The sequence below is a fragment of the Fretibacterium fastidiosum genome, from assembly GCF_000210715.1.
Classification (GTDB): Bacteria; Synergistota; Synergistia; order Synergistales; family Aminobacteriaceae; genus Fretibacterium; species Fretibacterium fastidiosum.
This window is the reverse complement of the sequence record NC_021038.1, coordinates 2,007,089-2,025,888: the sequence shown is the minus strand read 5'-3', so window position 1 is coordinate 2,025,888 and position 18,800 is coordinate 2,007,089. Positions and strand designations below refer to the sequence as shown.

Sequence of the window (18,800 nt, the reverse complement as noted above, 5' to 3'; positions counted from 1 at the left end):
CCTCCCGTCAGCGCTTCAGCTTGGGGTCCATGGCGTCCCGCAGGCCGTCGCCCAGGAAGTTCAGGGCGATGATGGTGACGACGATGGCGATGCCCGGAAACATGCTGAGGTAGGCGCTGCCGCGCAGGTAGCCGCGAGCGCTGGACAACATGCCGCCCCACTCCGGGAACGGCGGCTGGATGCCCAGGCCGATGAAGCTCAGGGCGGCGGAGGAGAGGATGGCGCCGGCCACGCTCAACGTCGCCTGGACGATGAGCGGAGCGCAGCAGTTGGGCAGGATGTGCAGCAGGATGATGCGGAAGTCGCTGGCGCCCATGGCTCTGGCGGCCTCGATGAACTCCATCTCCTTCACCGAGAGCACGGAGGCCCGCAGGAGGCGCGAGAAACGCGGCACCGACGAGATGCCCACGGCGATCATCAGGTTGAAGAGGCCGGGGCCCAGGGCCGCGGCGATGGCGATGGCCAGGAGCGTGGAGGGGATGGCCAGCTGCACGTCCATCAGGCGCATCAGGAGGTTGTCCAGCCAGCCTCCGTAGTAGCCCGCGATGGCACCCAGGGCGCCGCCCAGCACCAGGGCGATGGAGACGGACACCAGCCCCACCTGCAGGGACACGCGCGCGCCGTAGATCAGGCGGCTCAGGACGTCGCGCCCGAATTCGTCGGTCCCCAGGAGGTGCTTGGCGTTGGGGTACTGAAGCACCTCGCGCAGGTTCTGACGCGAGTACTTGAAGGGCGCCACGTAGTCTGCAAAGACGGCGACGAGGATCAGCAGGATCAGGACCGCCAGGCCGATCATGGCCAGCTTGTTGCGCCGCAGGCGGATCAGCGTCAGCCGCAGCATACTGTTCTTCTTCAGGATCATCTCTTCACTTTCCCCCTAGCGGTATTTGGCCTTGATTCTGGGGTCAACCCAGGCGTAGAGAAGGTCTACGACGAGATTCATGATGCAGTACACGACGGCGATGTAGAGCACGCCTCCCTGGACGACCGGGAAGTCGCGCATCTTGATGGACTCCACCACCAAACGGCCGATGCCGGGAATGGAGAACACCGTCTCGGTCAGGATGGCGCCGCCCAGGAGGCTGCCGAACTGCATCCCGATGATGGTCAGGATGGGGATCAGGGCGTTGGGCAGTGCGTGCCGCCAGATGATGACGGACTCCTTCTGTCCCTTGGCGCGGGCCGTGCGGATGTAGTCGGAGCGGATGACCTCCAGCATGCTGGAGCGCGTCATGCGGGTGATGACGGCCAGCGTGCCGCCGGAGAGCGTGAACACCGGCATGATCATCTCGGCGAAGGTGTTGAAGCCGGACGGCGGCAGCCACTCCAGCTTGACGGAGAAGAGCAGGATGAGGAGCACGCCCAGCCAGAAGTTCGGCATGGCGACGCCGATCAGGGCGAGGACCATCGTGATGGAGTCGAAGAAGGAGTACTGCCGGATGGCGCAGATGATTCCGAAGGGAAGTCCCAGGGCCACGCCCAGGACCACGGCCCAGAAGGCCAGCTTCAGCGTGATGGGGAACCGGGCCATCAGCTCCTCGCTGACGGGGGCCTTCGTCACGTAGGAGCGCCCGATGTCGCCTTGAAGGGCGGCCTTGTAACAGTAGCGGCCGAATTGGACGAAAAAGGGGTCGTTCAAGCCGTAGTTGATGCGGAACTGCTCCACCGCCTCCGCGGGCGCGTCCTCGCCCAGGGCCATTCGGGCGGGGTCGCCGGGGGTGATGTAGAGGAGCGTGAAGACGATCAGCGCGACTCCCGCAAGCACGGGAATGAGCATCAGAAGTCGGCGCAGCGTGTACTTTAACACCAGGAACCCTCCTTGAGAAAGATCGGCTCGGACCTCGATTCAAAACCGGATCCGTTGAGCGTCGTGCGTTGCGGCAGACGAAACCGTCCTGCAGGCCTTTCGTAAATGCGCAGCTTTGTGCAAAATCCTTTCATTACTTTAAAGAAAAAACTTGAAACGTGTCATCCTGCAAGGAAAAACGCACTTATCTTACCATAAGGGGAGCGTTTTGACTTGAGCGATTTTTTTATTCGTGAAATAATGAACCTTGCGATGGTGGAGTTTGTCGTCTTTGTAATTATGTTGTTTTACTGAAGGATGGGATTGCATGTCGGACTTTGTCGTAACGAACGCCCGGATCTGCGACGGGAGTGGGAGCGCGTGGTATCGGGGCGGGGTACGCGTCCGGGACGGGGTCATCGCGGAAGTGGGGCGGAACGTGGCGCCCTGCGGCGGTGTGACGGAGGTGGACGCAGGGGACGGGATGCTGGCCCCTGGCTTCATCGACATTCACAGTCACGCGGATTTCGTCCTGCCTCTGCACCCGGAGGGAGAGAACCTCCTGCTGCAGGGGGTGACGACGATCGTCATGGGGCAGTGCGGCATCAGCCCGGCTCCCATCGTCCCGGAGCGGGTGCTCCAGCTTGACGAGTATGCGGGGGTGACGCGGTCCGGCCGGAAGCTGAAGTGGGACTGGCAGAGCTTTGGCCAGTGGCTGTCGCGCCTGGAGGAGCTTCCTCTGGGGATCAACGTGGGCTCTTTCATCGGTCAGGGGACGGTACGCCTGTGCGTCATGGGCTTTGCGAGCCGCGAGCCGTCGCAGGACGAGCTGTGCCGGATGCGGGAGCTGGTGGAGCAGGGCATGGAGGAGGGGGCGTTCGGGCTGACCAGCGGCCTGGCCTACCCGCCGGGGATCTACTCCTCGGACGCGGAGCTGGAGTTCGTGGCGGGCGGCCTCGCGAAGCGCCGGGGGCTCTACCTCTCCCACATGCGAAATCAGGCCGACAGGTCGCCGGAGTGCGTGGAGGCCACCATCAACGTGGGGCGGGTGAACCGCATCCCCGTCCAGGTGGTGCACCTCAAGGCGCGGGAAGGGGACCGGCCCGGCATGGCGGCACACCTCTTCGGCATCATCGAGAGGGCCAGAGCGGAGGGCATCGACGTCACGGTGGACCAGTACCCTTACACGGCCGCCAGCTCCACCATGCGCTCGCTCATGCCGAAGTGGGTGCACGAGGGCGGCGTGGCGGGCATCGTGGAGCTCCTGTCGGACCCCGTGCGCCGCAGGCCGCTGCACGACGAGATGGCCGCGTCCGAGCGCTGGCAGAAGTGCATGGAGCACGGGGACGGGCCGCGGGGGATCGTCCTCGGACAGCTGCCCGGGACGCCGCAGTACACGGGGATGAACCTGGAGGCCGTGGCGAAGGACATGGGGACCGACGCAGTGGACGCGCTGCTGGAGGTCATTTTGAAGAATCGGGGGTGCGATCAGGGCGTCTACTTCACGATGACGGAGCAGGACGTTCGGAACGTCATGGTGAACCCGCTGGTGATGGTGGGGTCCGATGGCGGCATCGCGCTTCGGGGTGAGTTCGTCCACCCGCGCTATTGCGGGACCTTCCCCCGGGTCCTGGGGCGCTACGCGCGGGACCTGAAGCTGTTTTCCATGGAAGAGGGAGTCCGCAGGATGACGTCCCTGCCCGCGTCGCGGCTTGGGCTGACGCGCAAGGGCCTCCTGCGGCCGGGCATGGACGCGGACATGGTGCTCTTCGACCCCGGAACCATCGCGGACGGCAACGACTACGAGCACCCCACGGACCCTCCGGTCGGCATCGAGTCCGTGTGGGTTGCCGGACGGCTGGCGGCGCACCGGGGACGCCTCACGGGCGAGCGGGCCGGGCGCGTGCTGCGCTTTTAGATGTCGGCGGCCGGGCTGGCGCCGCTAGAACGCCGTCTGCACCAGGAGCATGTAGCAGGCCGTGCCGCAGAGGACGCTGAGGAGCAGGCTGCGCAGCCGGACGTGCAGGAGGGCGGCCACGGCGCAGGCGAGGAACTCCGGCGCGCCGTAGGGCGCGGCGGTCAGGTTTACGTTCCGAAGGCAGTAGACCGCCAGCATGGGCATGATGGCTCCGGGCAGGACCCGTCCCAGGTACGCGACGATGGCGGGCGTCCTGCGCCCGAAGGTGAGGAAGGGCAGGAACCTCAGCGCCAGCGTCACGGCGCCGCTGACGAGGACGATGAGGGCGTCGTGCGCGTGGGGGCCGCAAAACAGCTCAGTCATCGCCTTCCTCCAGCCTCCCGCGCAGGAGCAGCAGGGCCGCTGAGATGGAGAGCATCGTCGGGATCAGAAAATGGTCCGGGCCGAAGGCCGCCAGGCAGACGAGGGACGACGCGAGGCCCACGAGGGCGGGGGAACGGCGGCGGGCGGTCAGCTGCTGCTCGACGCAGAGGGTCACGAAGAGCGCGGTGAGGGCGAAGTCGATCCCTTTCGTGTCGAAGGGGATGAAGGGCCCCAGGAGGGCGCCCAGCGTCGTGCCGGTGAGCCAAGCCGCGTGGTTGAACAGCGACACGAGGAAGCAGTAGCGGCGAAAGCCGGGCTGGTCTTCCGCGCTGCACGCCAGGGACCACGTCTCGTCCGTCAGGGCGTAGATCAGGTAGGGCTTCCTCCAGCCCGCGCCCCGGTAGCGGTCCACCATGGAGATGCCGTAGAAGAGGTGGCGGGCGCTGACCATGAGGGCGGTGAGGGCCGTCGTCGGAAGGGACGCGCCCCCCGCCATCAGTTCGAGGTCCACGAACTGCATGGAGCCGGAGTAGACGACGAGCCCCATGGCCAGGGCCCACAGCGCACCGTACCCCCTCGTGCTGAGCAGCACGCCGAACCCGGCCCCCAGGACGATGTAGCCGGCGACGACCGGCAGCGTGTCGGAGAGCGCGCGTCGCGCGGCCCCTCTGTCCTCGTTGGTCATGATCGAAAACTCCCGTCCGTCGAAGATCCGCCGGGCGTCCCGCCCGGAATTCCACGTATTATATCATCGGGAAGCGCCGGTTGAATTCAAAAGGGCGCCGGCACGGGGCGCGGGGCGTCGGGTCGGGGGCGAAAATACTATATAATGGACCGATGGCACCTGAGACGAGGTGGGAGCGTCGTCAAAGCGCGCGGGGAGGGGGCGTCTCGGCGCGAAAGGGTTTTGCGATCTATATTTTGAAGATGGGTGGGTGTTTTCAGTGGTCAGGAAACTCTTGATGGCGTTGCAGGCCTTTTCGTTCATCGTGGGGCTCGCTGTGATCTTTGCAGGCGGGGTCATCTGCTGGGATGTGGCGTCCCACGGCATCCCCGAAATCGTCGACCTGAAGGTCCTGAACGCCACGAAGGCGAAGTACGCGCGCGTCACCGCTGCGCTGGAGGATACGGGCGTGCACTTCCCAAGGGACAAGAAGAACAGCGCGTCGTACTTCTACACGATCCGGATGGAGGACAAGCTGGTCCTGGTCAAGAGCCTCCACAGGCGGAAGGAGGGACCGGCCACCGAGTTCTTCGTCTTGGTCTCTCCCTACGAGGGGACGCGCGTCGAGACGTACTTTTCGCTGCAGGCCGCCGCGCGCGGCGTCCCGGAGGAGGAGGTTCGGTCGGCGTACGCGGACCGGATGCTGCAGTACTTCGACAGCAACCCGAGAAAGTATGGGAGGCTCCTGCTGAGCCTGGGGGCGTTCGTGTTCCTGGTCGCAGCAGTCTGGACGGCCGTGGCGAAGAACGGAGGGGCGTTGCTCCGAATGGTCCTGACCCTCGGGCGCAGCGAGAGAGAAAGGCGCTGAACGCGCCGGCTGGTTCCCCACGCGGGGACGGCGGCATGGTCTTATCGGTGCCGCCGCCCCCGGATGGGTTCGGGGACGTGCGGCAGCTTCTTAAGTCAACCGGCGTTGGCTTTTTGGACGGACGGGGAGTGAATCGAGTATGCAGGGGAAGAAGAGGACGGTCGGCATCATCGGCATTGGGCATGTTGGGGCGCACGTCGCCTACAGCCTTGCGGTGCAGGGCATCGCGGACGAGATCATCCTGGTGGACCGGGAGAGGAAGAAGGCGGACTGCGAGGCCCAGGACGTTATGGACTCCGTCTGTTACCTGCCGCACCGCGTCGAGGTGCGCTCCGGGGACTTCCCGGACCTGAAGGACTGCGACGTGCTGGTGAACAGCGCGGGGCACATCCAACTGCTGGCCACGGGCAACAAGAGCCGTCTCGAGGAGATGGACTTCACCATCCGGGCCGTCAACGGCTACGTGGATCGGGTCATGGAGTCCGGTTTTGACGGGGTCGTGATCAACGTCACGAACCCCTGCGACGTGGTGGCCTGGCGCTTCGCGGAGCTGTCGGGGCTGCCGCGGGGCCGCGTGTTCGGCACGGGAACGGGCCTCGACACCGCGCGCCTGCGGTCCGCCCTGGCGCGTCAGACGGGGGTGGACCACAAGTCCATCTGCGCCTACGTCATGGGGGAGCACGGCGCGTCCCAGATGGTGCCCTGGTCCTCGGTGTCCTTCGGCGGCAGGCCCCTCGCGGAGTGGGAGAGGACGGACGAGCGCTTCCGCTTCGACCGCGAGGCCATCCGCAAGGAGGCACGGGACGCGGGCTGGGTGGTGTTCAGCGGCAAGCAGTGCACCGAGTACGGCATCTGCTCCACGGCGGCGCGCATGGCGAGTGTCGTCCTGCTGGACGAGAAGCAGATCCTGCCCGTCACGACGCGCCTCGAGGGCGAGTACGGGGAGAGCGGGATCTTCATTGGCGTGCCCGCCGTGGTGGGTGCAGGCGGCGCGGAGCAGGTGGTGGAGGTCCCCATGTCGGCGGAGGAGTTGGCGGAGTTCAAGGGTTGCTGCGACGACGTGCGCGCGAACATGGCGCACGCGCTGGAGGTCCGCTAGCGGCCGGGGGCCGTCGTTGGTCTGGAGGTCATGACGATGAGGATTGCGTTTACGAGGAACGAGCGTCCGGGGAAGCTGCCCCCGACGAAGGAGCTGGGCTGGGGGACCGTCTTTACGGACCACATGTTTTTGATGGACTACGGCGACGCGGAGGGGTGGCACGGGCCGCGCATCGTCCCCTTCGGCCCCATCGTCCTGTCGCCCGCGGCCAGCGTCCTCCACTACGGCGCGGAGGTCTTTGAAGGGCTGAAGGCCTACCGCCGCGCTGACGGCGTCGTGCAGCTGTTTCGGCCCATGGAGAACGCCTTGCGCCTCAACCTCTCCTGCGAGCGCATCGGCCTGCCTCGGCTGAACCCGGAGGACACGGTGGAGGCCATCAGGGAGATCGTCAGGACGGATCAGTCCTGGGTGCCGTCGGACCCCGGCACGTCGCTCTACATCCGCCCCTTCGTCTTCGCGACGGACCCCGCGCTGGCGCTGCACGGCATTCACCGGGCGACGTTCGCCATCATCCTGTCGCCGGTGGGCAGCTACTTCCCCGACGGCCTGAAGCCCGTCCGAATCATGATCGAGACGGAGGACGTCCGGGCGGTGCGGGGCGGCACGGGCTACACGAAGTGCGGAGGGAACTACGCGGCGAGCAACCGGGCGGGGGATCGGGCCATGGAGAAGGGCTACGCTCAGGTGTTGTGGCTCGACGGCGTGGAGCGCAGGTACGTGGAGGAGGTCGGCGCGATGAACGTCATGTTCAAGATCGGGGAACGGGTCGTCACCCCCTCCCTGGCCGACGGGTCCATCCTTCCGGGTATCACGCGAAAGTCCTGCATCGAGATGATGCGGAGCTGGGGCATGGCGGTGGAGGAGCGGAAGGTCGGCGTCGACGAGCTGACGCGGGCCGCGGAGGACGGGACGCTGGAGGAGGCCTGGGGCACGGGCACCGCGGCCGTGATCTCCCCCATCGGAGAGCTGTCCTACGGGGGGAAGAGCTACGTCGTCAACGGCACGGAGATCGGCCCCACCTCCCGAAGGCTCTACGACGAGCTGACGGGCCTCCAGTGGGGCAGCCGGCCCGACCCCTTCGGCTGGACGGTCCCGATCCCCAAAAGTTGAGGCCGATCCTCCGGAGGTCGCTCTACCTGGCGGCCTCCGGAGGGCTCTTCGTGGCGGGGACGGCGAAGCGCGCCGACCGCACCACCCAGGTCTGGAGGAGGATGAACAGGAAGAGGAGCGCCCCCACCACGATCTTCGTCCACCAGGAATTGAGGGTTCCCTCGAAGCTGATGAACGACTGGATCACCCCTTGGATCAGGACCCCGACGATGGTGCCGGGGAGATAGCCGACCCCGCCCGACAGGAGCGTGCCCCCGATCACGACCGAGGCGATGGCGTCCAGCTCGAGCCCGATGCCGGCCAGGGCGTAGCCCGAAAACGTGTAGAGGCTGTACAGGATTCCTCCCAGCGAGGCGAAGAAGCCGGACAGGGCGTACACCTGAACCTTGCAGGAGCGGACGGGTAGCCCCATCATGGCGGCCGAGGTCTCGCCGCCCCCTATCGCGTAGACGTTCCTGCCGAAGGCCGTCGATTGGGCGACCCAGGTGGCGGCCGCGGCGACCCCCAGGAAGACGAGCGCCACGAAGGGCAGGTCAACCCGCTCCGTCAGGGGGATGCCGAAGGAGGCCATCGCCGCCAGGGGCGGGGACTTCAGCGGGATGGACTCCAGGCTGATCATCTGGGCGGCGCCGCGCAGGAAGAACATGCCGCCCAGGGTCACGATGAAGGGCGGGAGGTCGCAGCAGGCGATCAGGACGCCCATCAGGGCCCCGAAGGCCGTGCCGAGGACGAGGACGAGCCCCATCACGAGGAAGGGGTTCAGCCCGTGGACGGACACGAGCCTGGCCATCAGGACCCCGGTGCAGGCCACGACGGACCCCACGGAGAGGTCGATGCCGCCCGACAGGATGACGAACGTCATGCCCACCGCGATGACGCCCAGGAAGGCGTTGTCGATGAGGAGGTTCACGAACACCCTCAGGGAGAAGAAGCCGGGAAACCGCAGGGAGGCCGCCGTAAAGAGTAGCAGGAAGACCGACAGGGTGGCCAGCAGCGGGATGTGGCGGACCCTCAGCCGTCCCGGCCTCCGTCCGCAAAGGGGCCTCACAGCGCGGCCCTCATCCGCGCCATGCCGGCGCGCACCGAAGGTGACTGCATGAGGCTGATCAGGATGACGACCAGCGCTTTGACCACCAGCGTCGCCGGCCGGAGCACGCCCTGGGCGAGGATCGTCGTGGTCAGGGTCTGGATGATGAGCGCTCCGATGATGGAGCCCAGGAGGCAGAATCGTCCGCCGGTCATCGGCGTCCCCCCGATGACCGTGGCCAGGATCGCGTCCAGCTCCAGGTTCAGGCCGACGTTGTTGGCGTCCGCCGCCCGGATCTCCGTCGTCAGGAGCAGGCCGGCGACGCCCGCGCAGAGGGCCGAGAGGACGTAGACGAGAACCTTGACCGCCGAGGCGTTGACGCCCGCGTAGCGGCTGGCGGAGGGGTTGACCCCGATCGCCTCGACGAAGAGCCCGAGGGCCGTCCTGCGCGCTGCGAGGCCCGACCCGATGCAGAGGAGCGCGGTCACGTAGAGGGAGAACGGGAGGCCCAGGAGGAACCCCGACGAGAGGAACTCGAAGGCGGGGTACGAGAAGCGGACGATCTGCCCCCCGCAGAGCAGCTGGGCGATGCCGCGCCCCGACACCATGAGGATCAGCGTCGCCACGAAGGGCTGGATGCCGAGGCGCGTCACGAGGAGCCCGTTCCAGAGCCCAGCGACGGCCGCAAGGGCCAGCGGAGCGGCGACGACCAGGAGCAGGGGGCAGTGGGCGCGGGCCAAAAGGGCGGCCGCCGACCCCGCGATGGCGATGACGGCCCCCACGGAGAGGTCGATGCCTCCCGTGGCGACGACCAGGGTCATCCCCATGGAGAGCAGGACCGTGGGCGCCGCTCGACGTAGGACGTCCAGGAGGCTGCCGTAGAGGTGCCCGTCCCGGACCTCGATGGTCCAGAAGTTCTCCGTGAAGAACAGGTTGAAGATCAGGAGCAGGAGCCAGAACGACAGGGCCCAGAGGTAGGGCCGCGACGTTCGGTTCCCCAATGGCTTCAGCACGACGACTCTCCCTTCAAGCTTCAATCAATCAATGGCCTGCCTGCAAGGCAGGGCGCTTCCTCAGGCGTTGGCGATGGCCTGCAGGATCCTCTCCCGGTTGACGTCGGCGTTCGACAGCTCCTCCACCTTGCGCCGGTCCCGAAGGACGGCGACGCGCTCGCAGCAGCGGACCGTCTCGTCCAGCTCCGAGGAGATGAAGAGCACGGCCAGGCCGTCGTCCGCCAGGGACAGGATCAGCTTCTGGATCTCGAACTTCGCCGCGACGTCGATGCCGCGGGTCGGCTCGTCGAGGATCAGGAGCCTCAGGTTCGAGGCCAGCCAGCGGGCGATGACGACCTTCTGCTGGTTCCCTCCGGAGAGCTTCTCGACCGCCTGTTCGGCGCCGGGGGTCTTGATCTGCAGCGCCTGGATGAATCGGTCCGCGATCCGCTCCTGCTCGGCGCGCCTCAGGAGCCTGATCCAGCCGCGGCTCGTCTGCAGCACCAGGATGATGTTCTCCCGGACCGAGAGCTTGCCGACGATCCCGTCCGCCTTCCGGTCCTCCGGACAGAAGCCGAACCCCAGGGCGATCGCGTCGGCGGGGGAGGCGATCCTCTCCCGCCGTCCCTCCACGAGGAACTCTCCGCGGTCCGCCGGGTCGGCCCCGAAGATCATCCGCGCCGCCTCGCTCCTGCCCGACCCCAGGAGGCCGGCGAGGCCGACGACCTCCCCCCGGCCGATGGAGAGGTCCAGCGGCTCGATCGCCCCGCTGCGGCCCGCTCCCCGAACGTCGAGGAAGGGAGTGGCCCCTCCCCGGCCCTTTTCGGTCCGGCGCGCCCCGGTCCCCTCCTCCACCTGCCGCCCCACCATGGCCGTGACCAGGTCGATGCGGGGCAGGTCGGCGACCTCGTACTCCCCGACCCGACACCCGTTGCGCAGCACCGTGACGCGGTCGGCGACCTCGTACATCTGCTCCAGGAAGTGGGTGACGAAGAGGATGCCCAGCCCCTTTCGCTTCAGGTCCCGCATCACGTCAAAGAGGAGGGCCGTCTCCTCCGCGTCGAGGCTCGACGTCGGCTCGTCGAGGATCAGGACGTCCGAGGACATCCGAAGGGCGCGCGCGATGGCCACGAGCTGCCAGACCGCTATGGAGTAGCTCTCCAGTCGTTCGCTCACGTCGATCCGAAGGTTCAGCCGGGCCAGGAGCTCCTCCGACTCCCGAAACATCCTGGCCCAGTCGATCCGGTGGAGCCCCCGCCTGGGGAACGCGCCGAGAAAGAGGTTCTCGGCCACGGAGAGCGTGGGGATCAGGTTGACCTCCTGATGCACCGTCGCGATGCCGGCCCTCTGCGCGTCGAGGGGCGTCCCGAAGGCGACCTCCCGACCCTTGAAGCGCAGGGACCCCTCATCGCGACGAGAGACGCCGGAGAGGACCTTGATCAGGGTCGATTTTCCAGCCCCGTTCTGCCCCATGAGGGCGTGGACCTCCCCGCGCCGGAGCGTGAAGTCAACGTGGTCGAGGGCCTTCACTCCAGGAAAGGAGAGACAGACGTTCGATGCCTCCAGCAGGACGGCTCCTTCTGATACCACTTCATATCACCTGCCCCAAAAAATACCCCTCTCCGACACGTCCCCGGAAGGGCGGAGGCTCCGGAAGCCCTCCGGGCCGGGGAAGCGCTGTCTCAAGTGTTCCCCTAGTACTTGCGAAGCCCGATCAGCTCCGCGGCCTGGGCCATCTCGAACAGCTCGTCCTTCTGGACGATCCACTTCTCCAGCGTCATGCCGGCGATGGCCTTCTTCAGGGTTTCGAAGGCCAGGGGGCCAAGCAGCGGGTTGCACTCCACGACCGCGTTGATGTCCCCGTCGACCATCGCCTGAAAGGCGTGTCTGGTCGCGTCGATCGTGATGACCTTGATGTCCGTTCCGGGCTTGAATCCCGCCTCGCGTATGGCCTGAACGGCCCCCAGCCCCATGTCGTCGTTGTGGGCGTAGACCACCTGGATATCCTTCCCGTGCTTCTTCAGGAACGCCTCCATGACCTGCTTGCCGAGCTCCATCGTGAAGTCGCCGGTCTGGGACTCCAGGATCTTGATGTCGGGGTGCTGGGCGAGCTCCTCCTCGAACCCCTTCTGCCGCTCCAGGGCGGCGGAGGCGCCGGGGGTCCCCTGAAGCTGGACCACGTTGCCCTTTCCGTTCAATTCTTTGGCGACCCACTTGGCGGCCTCCCGTCCCTCGAAGACGAAGTCCGACGTGATCTTGCAGACGTAAAGGGAGTCGTCGTCCGTGACGATGCCGCGATCCAGGAGGATCACGGGGATGCCGGCCTTCTTCGCCTCGCCCAGGACGGGCTCCCAGCCGGTCTCGACGACGGGCGCGAGAAGGATTCCGTCCACGCCCTGAGCGATGAAGGAACGGATGGCCTTGATCTGGTTTTCCTGCTTCTGCTGGGCGTCGCTGAACTTGAGGTCGATCCCCATCTCCCTGGCTGCGGAGAGCACGGAGTCGGTCTCCGCCGTGCGCCAGCCGCTCTCCGCCCCGATCTGGGCGAAGCCCACGACCAGGGGCTTGTCGTCGCCAAAGGCACAGCTTCCAAAGAGCAGAGCACAAAGACACGCCAATGCAAATTTCTTCACTGCAAAACGCCTCCTGATTAAAAAAACGATTGAACTTACCCTTCCCGCCCCATATGCCTCCGGGGCGGACGTCCAGCGCCCGGCGCCTTTGAACGACTGCCCAGCGCTTTTTTGAACGACCGCCCACAGTTTGTTCGCCTGCCCGATGGAGCCTCCGCCGGGCTTTGTTGGGGCGGATGAGTATCATTCTAGCATTTTCGTGAGGGGTTTGCACGGGTGCCGTGCTTCGGGCAAACGCCGGCATTCGCTCCCGCGTCCGGCCGCCGTGCGAGGGGAAGGGGAGCGGATGGAAAGGGGAGCGTCCTTGAAGCACGGGGCACAGGACCTGCGCACGTTGCCCGATGGGCGCATCGGTTGGGTGTCCCAGGGCCCTGAAGCGGCGGGAGTAAGGGATATTGTTTTATGGGTTGAACGGCCTTATTTTTTCACCCCTCAGATGAGCTTAAATAGTGTAAATACATTATTCATGGCCTTTCGGGTGCCTTTTTTCCCGGCCCCTGGCCCATCGGCGGGCCCTTTAAATTTCTGTGGGTGGGAAGTATCATTATTAGTCACGGTCCATCTGCGGCGGAGGTCCCCTGCGGCTGTCCTGCATGGTCCGCCCGTTTTGCCTGGTGTGCCTTTTTTATTGATGCAGATAACGGCCTGCGGAAAGGACAGGGATAAGTTGAAGAGGCTGCGATGGTGGTTTGGGTTCCTTCTGATCGTCGTCTTCCTTTTGTTCGTGATGCGCATGGCGTACCAGGCGGGCGAGGACTGGGGGCAGTATCGCCTTGCGGCGATCGAGGAGCTGCCCGCGTCCGCCGAGCTGCCGTCGCTTGACGGGGAGATGGCGGAGGGGAGGGCGCGCCGGGTCGCGGCCCTGATGTCGAAGGCTTTCGTCCCCATGCAGGACGGCATGATGCGGATGGCGTCGTTCAACGGCGAGCGGTGGTTTCGGATCCCCGTCGCGCAGTTCGTCCAGAACGGCGGAGGGCCGTTTCTGCGCCGCAGCCAGGTGGCCATGCTGTCCACCGTCCAGGTCACGCGGGTGGAGTGTTTCGTTCCGGACCCGGTGGCGTCGGACCGCCTCATGCTCTGGGCCTCCTGGAGCGGCAGGCCCCTTGAGGGGATCGGCGCTGTCCGCAGCACGCACCCGGTCTTCCTCATGCCCTGTTTCTTTGACGCACGGCCGGGCCGCTACGTCTACCTGCGCATCCGGAACACCCTGCCGCTGAACGCCTACCTGCACATCCTGGACCAGGACCAGTTCATGGCGCGGCAGATGGAGGCCTTCTCGTTCCACACCCTCTTCATCTGCTCTCTTTTGGGCTTCATCCTGGCCTACCTCCTGTTCTACCTCTCCACGGGCAGCCCGTTCTACCGCAGCGCCATCGTCGGGCAGGTCGCGTTCTTCTTCTTCATCCTGTTCTTCAACCGCTACCCCGGCCTCTACTTCGACCTGCCGATGAGCCTGACCTACTTCCTCACCTGGCTTTTCTACGGCGTCCTGAACGTCGTCTGGTCCATGCTCAACCACGCGGTGTTCTACTCCCTCGGAGGGCGCGACCGGGGAGGCAGCCCTATGACGGGAGCGCAGGTCCTGCTGGGCCTCTTCGTGACGCTGCTGAGCCAGACGGACCGGCCGGACCTGCTCCTGACGGCGATCCTCCTGGCCTTCCTGGTCAACGTCGCGGGCTTCCTGAACCTGGCGTTCCACATGTACCGCATGGGGCGGCGGGACTTCTACCTGCTGACCTTCATCACCGTCAACCTCGCCTTCATCCTGTCCTTCATGGGCCTCTTCTGCTACACCTTCCTGTCCCTGGGCGGGGCCTTCTTCATGGGCATGGTCAGCATGGTCCTCTTCCTGATCCTGCTGCTGGGCGTCACCTGCATCCCGCTCTACGAGACGCGGACGCGCTTCCACGACTACACCCGGCTTCAGGCCCAGAGCAGCTACTATCGGGAGCTCAGCCAGAGGGACGCCATGACGGGCCTGTACAACCACGCCTTCCTGAAGTACTCGCTGGCCGAGCGCATCGCGAACGCCCGTTCCATGAACCGCCCCCTGTCCTTCATCATGATGGACATCGACCACTTCAAGGCCTTCAACGACACCTGGGGCCATCAGGAGGGGGACGGCGCGCTGATCCTGATAGCGGAGATACTGAAGGGCTCCCTCCGGGAGTACGACATTGCCGCGCGCTACGGCGGGGAAGAGTTCTGCGCCGTCCTGGACGGCGCGTCCATGATGACCGCCGTCGCCATCGCCGAGCGCATCCGCAGTACCTGCGAGTTCCGATCCCGCAGCCTTGGGGAGGGGAAGCAGGTGACGATCTCCCTGGGGGTGGCCGAGCTGAACCGGGAGGACACGCCGGAGACCCTGGTGGAGCGTGCGGACAACGCGCTCTATACCGCCAAGAGGAACGGGCGCAATCGGGTGGAGCACGCCAGCGCGCCGGGAAAGGCCTGACGGCCCCCGATCGGGTATACAAAACCACAGAAATTTAAGGAGAAATTTTCATGAGTCTTGCTTTGATCGTCGACGTGCTGGCTGCGTGCCTCCTGGCCTTCTTCTTGGTGCGCGGGGCGCTGCGCGGCTTCCTGGGCGAAGTCCTGAGCCTCGTTGGGTCCGTCGTCAGCGCGGTGGCCGCCTGGACCCTGTCGGGCCCCGCCGCGGAGTTTGTGCTGAGGCACTTCCCCTCCTGGGACCTTCGGCTGACGGGGCTGGGCTGCGCCGTCGCCATCTTCTTCGCGATCTCCATCCTCTTCGCCGCCCTGGCGGAGCTCTTCTCCATGCTGATCGCGGCGGCCAACCTGTCGCTGCCGGACCACGTGCTGGGGCTCGCCATGGGCGCGGTCAAGACCTTCTGCGTCCTCCTCTTCGTCTACGGCCTGCTGACGATGTTCTCCGCCGTCGTCCCCACCGGCTGGATGGCGGAGAGCCGCGCCATGCGCATAGCGGCCGCAGCCTGGCCGCCTGCGGTGCGCTTCCTCGAGGGGCAGGGACTGCTGGACCTCGAGAATCTGCGGTCCGGGGCCCTCTCCGCCGGGGTCTCCGCCCTGGCGCTGCCCCCGGCCTCGCAGGGCGAGGGGGTGGTTCGGTCGGAGGACGTGCTGGCCGTTCCCGCCTCGCCGGATGTGAGCCACTGATGCGCGCGGACCCCTCCGTCCTGGAGCTCCTGGAGTTCCGCAAGGCCCTGTCGCCCCTGAGGGAACGGCTGGGGGGAGAGCTGGGGGCCCTCGCCCTCGATCGGCTGGCCCCGGCGGAGGACTTCGCCCACCTCAGCCGCCGCGCGGACCTGCTGAAGGAGTGGCAGGACCTGCTGGACGCCCAGGGGGCCCCCCAGTGGAGTGCGGACCTGCCCGCCGTCACCCCCCTCTTCGAAGGGGCCAGGCGCAGCGGCATCCTGTCGGGCGGCGAGCTCCTGATGGTGCGCGCTCTGATGGGCGCGGCGAAGCGCGTGCGGGACGGCCTGGCGGACGCCCCGAACCCCGCCCTCGAGGCGCTGCGCCGAAGGCTGAGGGACTTCGCCCCGGAGATCGAGGCCCTCTCCGTGGTGGAGGACACGGGGCGCCTGGCGGACCGGGCCAGCCCGAAGCTGGCTCAGATCCGGGAGGCGCTCGAATCCCTGAAGCGGTCCGGGCGGCGCACGGCGGAGCGGCTGCTGAACGACCCCAACGTCCTGAACATGCTCCAGGAGCGGACGTTGGCCTGGCGGGACGGGCGCTTCCTGCTCCTGGTGCGGCAGGAGTACGTCAACCGCTTCCCCGGGCTTGCCGTGGAGCGCTCCAGCTCCGGAAACTCCGTCTACATGGAGCCCCGGATGCTCTCCTCCATCAACAACGGCCTCCTGATGCGGACCCACGAGGAGCGCGACGAGGAACAGCTGATCCTGCTGGACCTGACGCGGAAGGTCCTGGCCCGCGCAGGGGCCCTGGACGCGGCGGAGCGCGTGCTGGGGGAGCTGGACCTGATGACGGCCTGCGACGGGCTGGTGCGCGGTAGGGGCTGGATCGTCCCGGCGCTGAGCCGGAAGCGCGGCCTTCGCCTGGTGGGGGCGCGGCACCCCATGCTGAAGGACGCGGCCGTGCCCGTGGACGTGTCCTGCGGGGAGGACGAGGGGTTCTCCACCCTGGTGGTGACCGGGCCCAACACGGGAGGCAAGACGGTGGTCCTCAAGACCGTGGGGGTGCTCCTGCTGATGGCCTGGTGCGGTCTGCCGGTACCCGCCCGGGACGGCACCCGGATCGGCAGCTTCGACGCCGTCTTCGCCGACATCGGCGACGAGCAGAGCATCGAGCAGAACCTCTCCACCTTCAGCGCCCACCTGAGGAAGATCGTGGGCATCCTGCGGGACGCCACGCGCCAGTCCGTCGTGCTGCTGGACGAGCTGGGGGCGGGGACGGACCCCCAGGAGGGGGCGGCCCTGGGGACGGCCATCCTGGAGACCCTGCGGGGCCGCGGCTGCACGACCCTGGCTACCACGCACCACAACCCCATCAAGCAGTATGCCCTGACGACGCCCGGAGTGGAGACGGCCAGCATGGAGTTCGACGCGGAGCGCCTGGCCCCGACCTACCGGCTCCTCATGGGCGTTCCCGGCAAGAGCAACGCCCTGGCCATCGCCCGTCGCTACGGGATGCCGGAGGAGGTCCTGAATCGGGCTCAGGGAGAGCTGGCAGCCCGCGGGGTCTCGGCGGAGGAGTTGATGGGGGAGCTGGTGGAGCGGCGGGCGGCGCTGGACCAGGCGGAGCGGAGCTTCCAGGAGACCGTTCGGGAGACGGAGCGCCTGCGGCAGGCCTATCAGGACCGGGTGCGGGAGATCGACGGCCAGCGGGACAGCATCATGGAGGCGGCGGACCGCCGGGCGGAGCAGCTGCTTAGCCGAGCGGAGGCGGCGTCGAAAGGCATGATCCGCGACCTGGAGGAGACGGTGAAGATGAGGGCAAGTCAGGGGCTGGAGGGGCGCCGGCAGGAGATACGGAGGATACGGAGCGGCATCGACCGGCGCCGCGACAGGCGCGTGGAGCGGGAGATCGCGAGCCGTCCCGCGTCCTTTTCCGTGGAGCCGGGCGTCACGGTCCAGGTGGCGGGCAGCGGCATCGTGGGCGTGGTGGAGTCCGTGAAGAACGGCCGCGCAGCGCTGATGGCGGGTCCCATGCGCGTGGAGGTCCCCCTGGAGCAGCTGGCCCCGACGGAGAAGAAGGCCAGGGTCGCCGTGCCGCCTCCCAACGCCGAGGCCATGTCCCGGGCGGAGACGGTCCCCAGCTCCATCATGGTGCGGGGCATGGACGTGGGGACGGCCATGCCCTTGGTGGAAGGCTACCTGGACCGCGCCTACCGCGCCAACCACACGAGCGTCACGGTCATCCACGGGCGGGGTGAGGGCATCCTGCGCCGGGAGGTCCACGCGCTCTGCTCCCGGCTGAAGTACGTCAAAGACTTTCGCCTCGGAGGCGAAGGGGAGGGCGGCTTCGGCGTCACCGTCGTGTCGTTCCGCTAGGGATAGGGCGCAGAAAAGGGCGCGGCGGTCCGGTTTGGACCGCCGCGCCCTTCGTCGTCCCCCCGTCCGGGGTCAGGCCTTGAAAGTCCGGTCCCAGGGCCTCTCCGCCGTCAAGGCGCGGGGACGCCCTGGGCCCTCCAGAAGCCCTCGGCGGCGGCCAGGGCGCGGTCGCGACAGGCCGCGGCGCGAAGCTTTTTGTCCCGTATCCGGCCCTCCAGCGGCGGGAGGATGCCCAGGTTGGCGTTCATGGGCTGGAAGCGCTCCGGGTCCGCGGTTCGGAGGTAGCGCATCAGGGACCCGACGACCGTCTCGTCGGGCCAGCTGGGCAGGGGACGCCCCGTCGCCAGGCAGGCGGCGTGGAGGCCGGCCGCGAGCCCCATGGCCGTGCTCTCCATGTAGCCCTCCACCCCCGTGATCTGTCCCGCCAGGAACAGGTCACGGCGTCCCGTGGGCGCGGGGCGCAGCCACGGGTCCAGCACGGCGGGCGCGCAGACGGAGGTGTTGCGGTGCATCACCCCAAAGCGCACGAACTCGGCGCGCTCGAGGCCGGGGATCATGGAGAACACGCGCCGCTGCTCCCCCCACTTCAGCCCGGTCTGGAACCCCACGAGGTTGAAGAGCGTCCCCGCGGCGTCGTCCTGCCGCAGCTGCACGACGGCCCAGGCCCGGCCGCCGCGCCCCGGGCGGGGGTCCTCCCAGCCCACCGGACGAGGGGGCCGAAGCGCAGGGTGTCCGTGCCCCGCTCCGCCAGCGCCTCGACGGGGATGCAGCCCTCGAAGTACATCCCCCGCTCGAAGTCGTGGGGCAGCGCGCGCTCCGCGTGGACCAGCGCGTCGTGGAAGGCCAGGTAC

16 protein-coding genes and 1 pseudogene are annotated in these 18,800 nt (G+C 67.2%); 7 read left to right on the top strand and 10 right to left on the bottom strand.

Going from position 1 to position 18,800, the window contains the following annotated elements; genetic code table 11:
* Window positions 1-7 precede the first annotated feature (7 nt).
* Complete coding sequence (locus SY1_RS09250; protein WP_015556851.1) at window positions 8-862, bottom strand: ABC transporter permease; 855 nt, start codon at window positions 860-862, stop codon at window positions 8-10.
* A gap of 15 nt (window positions 863-877) precedes the next feature.
* The gene (nikB, locus tag SY1_RS09245; RefSeq protein ID WP_208873565.1) at window positions 878-1,807 is read right to left on the bottom strand and encodes a nickel ABC transporter permease; all 930 of its coding nucleotides are present in this window, start codon (window positions 1,805-1,807) and stop codon (window positions 878-880) included.
* A 307-nt stretch (window positions 1,808-2,114) separates the two neighbouring features.
* On the opposite strand from nikB, the gene SY1_RS09240 reads away from it, so the two are divergent.
* Window positions 2,115-3,704, top strand: a complete 1,590-nt coding sequence (locus SY1_RS09240) for an N-acyl-D-amino-acid deacylase family protein (protein ID WP_015556850.1) — start codon at window positions 2,115-2,117, stop codon at window positions 3,702-3,704.
* Between the two features lie 24 nt (window positions 3,705-3,728).
* Here SY1_RS09240 and SY1_RS09235 read toward each other — a convergent pair whose 3' ends face one another.
* Together SY1_RS09235 and SY1_RS09230 are read right to left on the bottom strand one after the other, a co-directional pair.
* A complete protein-coding gene (locus SY1_RS09235; protein ID WP_015556849.1) occupies window positions 3,729-4,067 on the bottom strand; it encodes a branched-chain amino acid transporter permease in 339 nt (112 codons plus the stop codon).
* Window positions 4,060-4,752, bottom strand: coding sequence for an AzlC family ABC transporter permease (locus tag SY1_RS09230; RefSeq protein ID WP_015556848.1), 693 nt, complete (start codon window positions 4,750-4,752; stop codon window positions 4,060-4,062). The genes SY1_RS09235 and SY1_RS09230 overlap by 8 nt, the downstream gene beginning before the upstream one ends.
* A 274-nt stretch (window positions 4,753-5,026) precedes the next feature.
* Here SY1_RS09230 and SY1_RS09225 point away from each other — a divergent pair, with 274 nt between their 5' ends.
* The 3 genes from SY1_RS09225 (at window position 5,027) to SY1_RS09215 (ending at window position 7,808) form a co-directional block, all read left to right on the top strand.
* Window positions 5,027-5,599, top strand: coding sequence for a hypothetical protein (locus tag SY1_RS09225; protein WP_208873563.1), 573 nt, complete (start codon window positions 5,027-5,029; stop codon window positions 5,597-5,599).
* Window positions 5,600-5,738: 139 nt separating this feature from the next.
* Window positions 5,739-6,698, top strand: a complete 960-nt coding sequence (locus SY1_RS09220) for an L-lactate dehydrogenase (protein ID WP_015556847.1) — start codon at window positions 5,739-5,741, stop codon at window positions 6,696-6,698.
* A 36-nt stretch (window positions 6,699-6,734) separates the two neighbouring features.
* Window positions 6,735-7,808, top strand: a complete 1,074-nt coding sequence (locus tag SY1_RS09215) for a branched-chain amino acid aminotransferase (protein WP_015556846.1) — start codon at window positions 6,735-6,737, stop codon at window positions 7,806-7,808.
* Between the two features lie 22 nt (window positions 7,809-7,830).
* On the opposite strand, the gene yjfF is transcribed toward SY1_RS09215, so the two are convergent.
* The 4 genes from yjfF to SY1_RS09195 form a co-directional block, all read right to left on the bottom strand.
* A complete protein-coding gene (yjfF, locus tag SY1_RS09210) occupies window positions 7,831-8,856 on the bottom strand; it encodes a galactofuranose ABC transporter, permease protein YjfF (RefSeq protein ID WP_208873561.1) in 1,026 nt (341 codons plus the stop codon).
* Window positions 8,853-9,848, bottom strand: a complete 996-nt coding sequence (locus tag SY1_RS09205; RefSeq protein WP_208873559.1) for an ABC transporter permease — start codon at window positions 9,846-9,848, stop codon at window positions 8,853-8,855. The genes yjfF and SY1_RS09205 overlap by 4 nt, the downstream gene beginning before the upstream one ends.
* 60 nt (window positions 9,849-9,908) lie before the next feature.
* Complete coding sequence (locus SY1_RS09200; protein ID WP_208873557.1) at window positions 9,909-11,417, bottom strand: sugar ABC transporter ATP-binding protein; 1,509 nt, start codon at window positions 11,415-11,417, stop codon at window positions 9,909-9,911.
* Between the two features lie 104 nt (window positions 11,418-11,521).
* Entirely contained in the window at window positions 11,522-12,460 is a 939-nt protein-coding gene (locus SY1_RS09195; protein ID WP_208873556.1) for an ABC transporter substrate-binding protein, read from the bottom strand.
* A 667-nt stretch (window positions 12,461-13,127) separates the two neighbouring features.
* Here SY1_RS09195 and SY1_RS09190 point away from each other — a divergent pair.
* From SY1_RS09190 to SY1_RS09180, 3 genes are read left to right on the top strand one after another with little or no spacing between them, the layout of a single operon-like run.
* Complete coding sequence (locus SY1_RS09190) at window positions 13,128-14,915, top strand: GGDEF domain-containing protein (RefSeq protein ID WP_208873554.1); 1,788 nt, start codon at window positions 13,128-13,130, stop codon at window positions 14,913-14,915.
* 50 nt (window positions 14,916-14,965) lie between these two features.
* The gene (locus SY1_RS09185) at window positions 14,966-15,595 is read left to right on the top strand and encodes a CvpA family protein (RefSeq protein ID WP_208873552.1); all 630 of its coding nucleotides are present in this window, start codon (window positions 14,966-14,968) and stop codon (window positions 15,593-15,595) included.
* Window positions 15,595-17,949 (top strand): endonuclease MutS2, encoded by a 2,355-nt coding sequence (locus SY1_RS09180; RefSeq protein ID WP_015556845.1) that lies wholly within the window; start codon window positions 15,595-15,597, stop codon window positions 17,947-17,949. The genes SY1_RS09185 and SY1_RS09180 overlap by 1 nt, the downstream gene beginning before the upstream one ends.
* 110 nt (window positions 17,950-18,059) lie before the next feature.
* Here SY1_RS09180 and SY1_RS09175 read toward each other — a convergent pair whose 3' ends face one another.
* Both SY1_RS09175 and SY1_RS12670 read right to left on the bottom strand, forming a co-directional pair.
* Window positions 18,060-18,602, bottom strand: a complete 543-nt coding sequence (locus SY1_RS09175) for an FAD-dependent oxidoreductase (RefSeq protein WP_341523911.1) — start codon at window positions 18,600-18,602, stop codon at window positions 18,060-18,062.
* Window positions 18,536-18,800 (bottom strand): annotated as a pseudogene (locus SY1_RS12670) (hypothetical protein); the annotation flags it as partial. The gene SY1_RS09175 and the pseudogene SY1_RS12670, both read right to left, overlap by 67 nt.

What these genes read in the sequence shown, in the direction of transcription:
- SY1_RS09250 (WP_015556851.1), bottom strand. Translation starts at nt 862, where the DNA reads ATGATCCTGAAGAAGAACAGTATGCTGCGGCTGACGCTGATCCGCCTG.
- SY1_RS09240 (WP_015556850.1), top strand. Translation starts at nt 2,115, where the DNA reads ATGTCGGACTTTGTCGTAACGAACGCCCGGATCTGCGACGGGAGTGGG.
- SY1_RS09235 (WP_015556849.1), bottom strand. Translation starts at nt 4,067, where the DNA reads ATGACTGAGCTGTTTTGCGGCCCCCACGCGCACGACGCCCTCATCGTC.
- SY1_RS09230 (WP_015556848.1), bottom strand. Translation starts at nt 4,752, where the DNA reads ATGACCAACGAGGACAGAGGGGCCGCGCGACGCGCGCTCTCCGACACG.
- SY1_RS09220 (WP_015556847.1), top strand. Translation starts at nt 5,739, where the DNA reads ATGCAGGGGAAGAAGAGGACGGTCGGCATCATCGGCATTGGGCATGTT.
- SY1_RS09215 (WP_015556846.1), top strand. Translation starts at nt 6,735, where the DNA reads ATGAGGATTGCGTTTACGAGGAACGAGCGTCCGGGGAAGCTGCCCCCG.
- SY1_RS09185 (WP_208873552.1), top strand. Translation starts at nt 14,966, where the DNA reads ATGAGTCTTGCTTTGATCGTCGACGTGCTGGCTGCGTGCCTCCTGGCC.
- SY1_RS09180 (WP_015556845.1), top strand. Translation starts at nt 15,595, where the DNA reads ATGCGCGCGGACCCCTCCGTCCTGGAGCTCCTGGAGTTCCGCAAGGCC.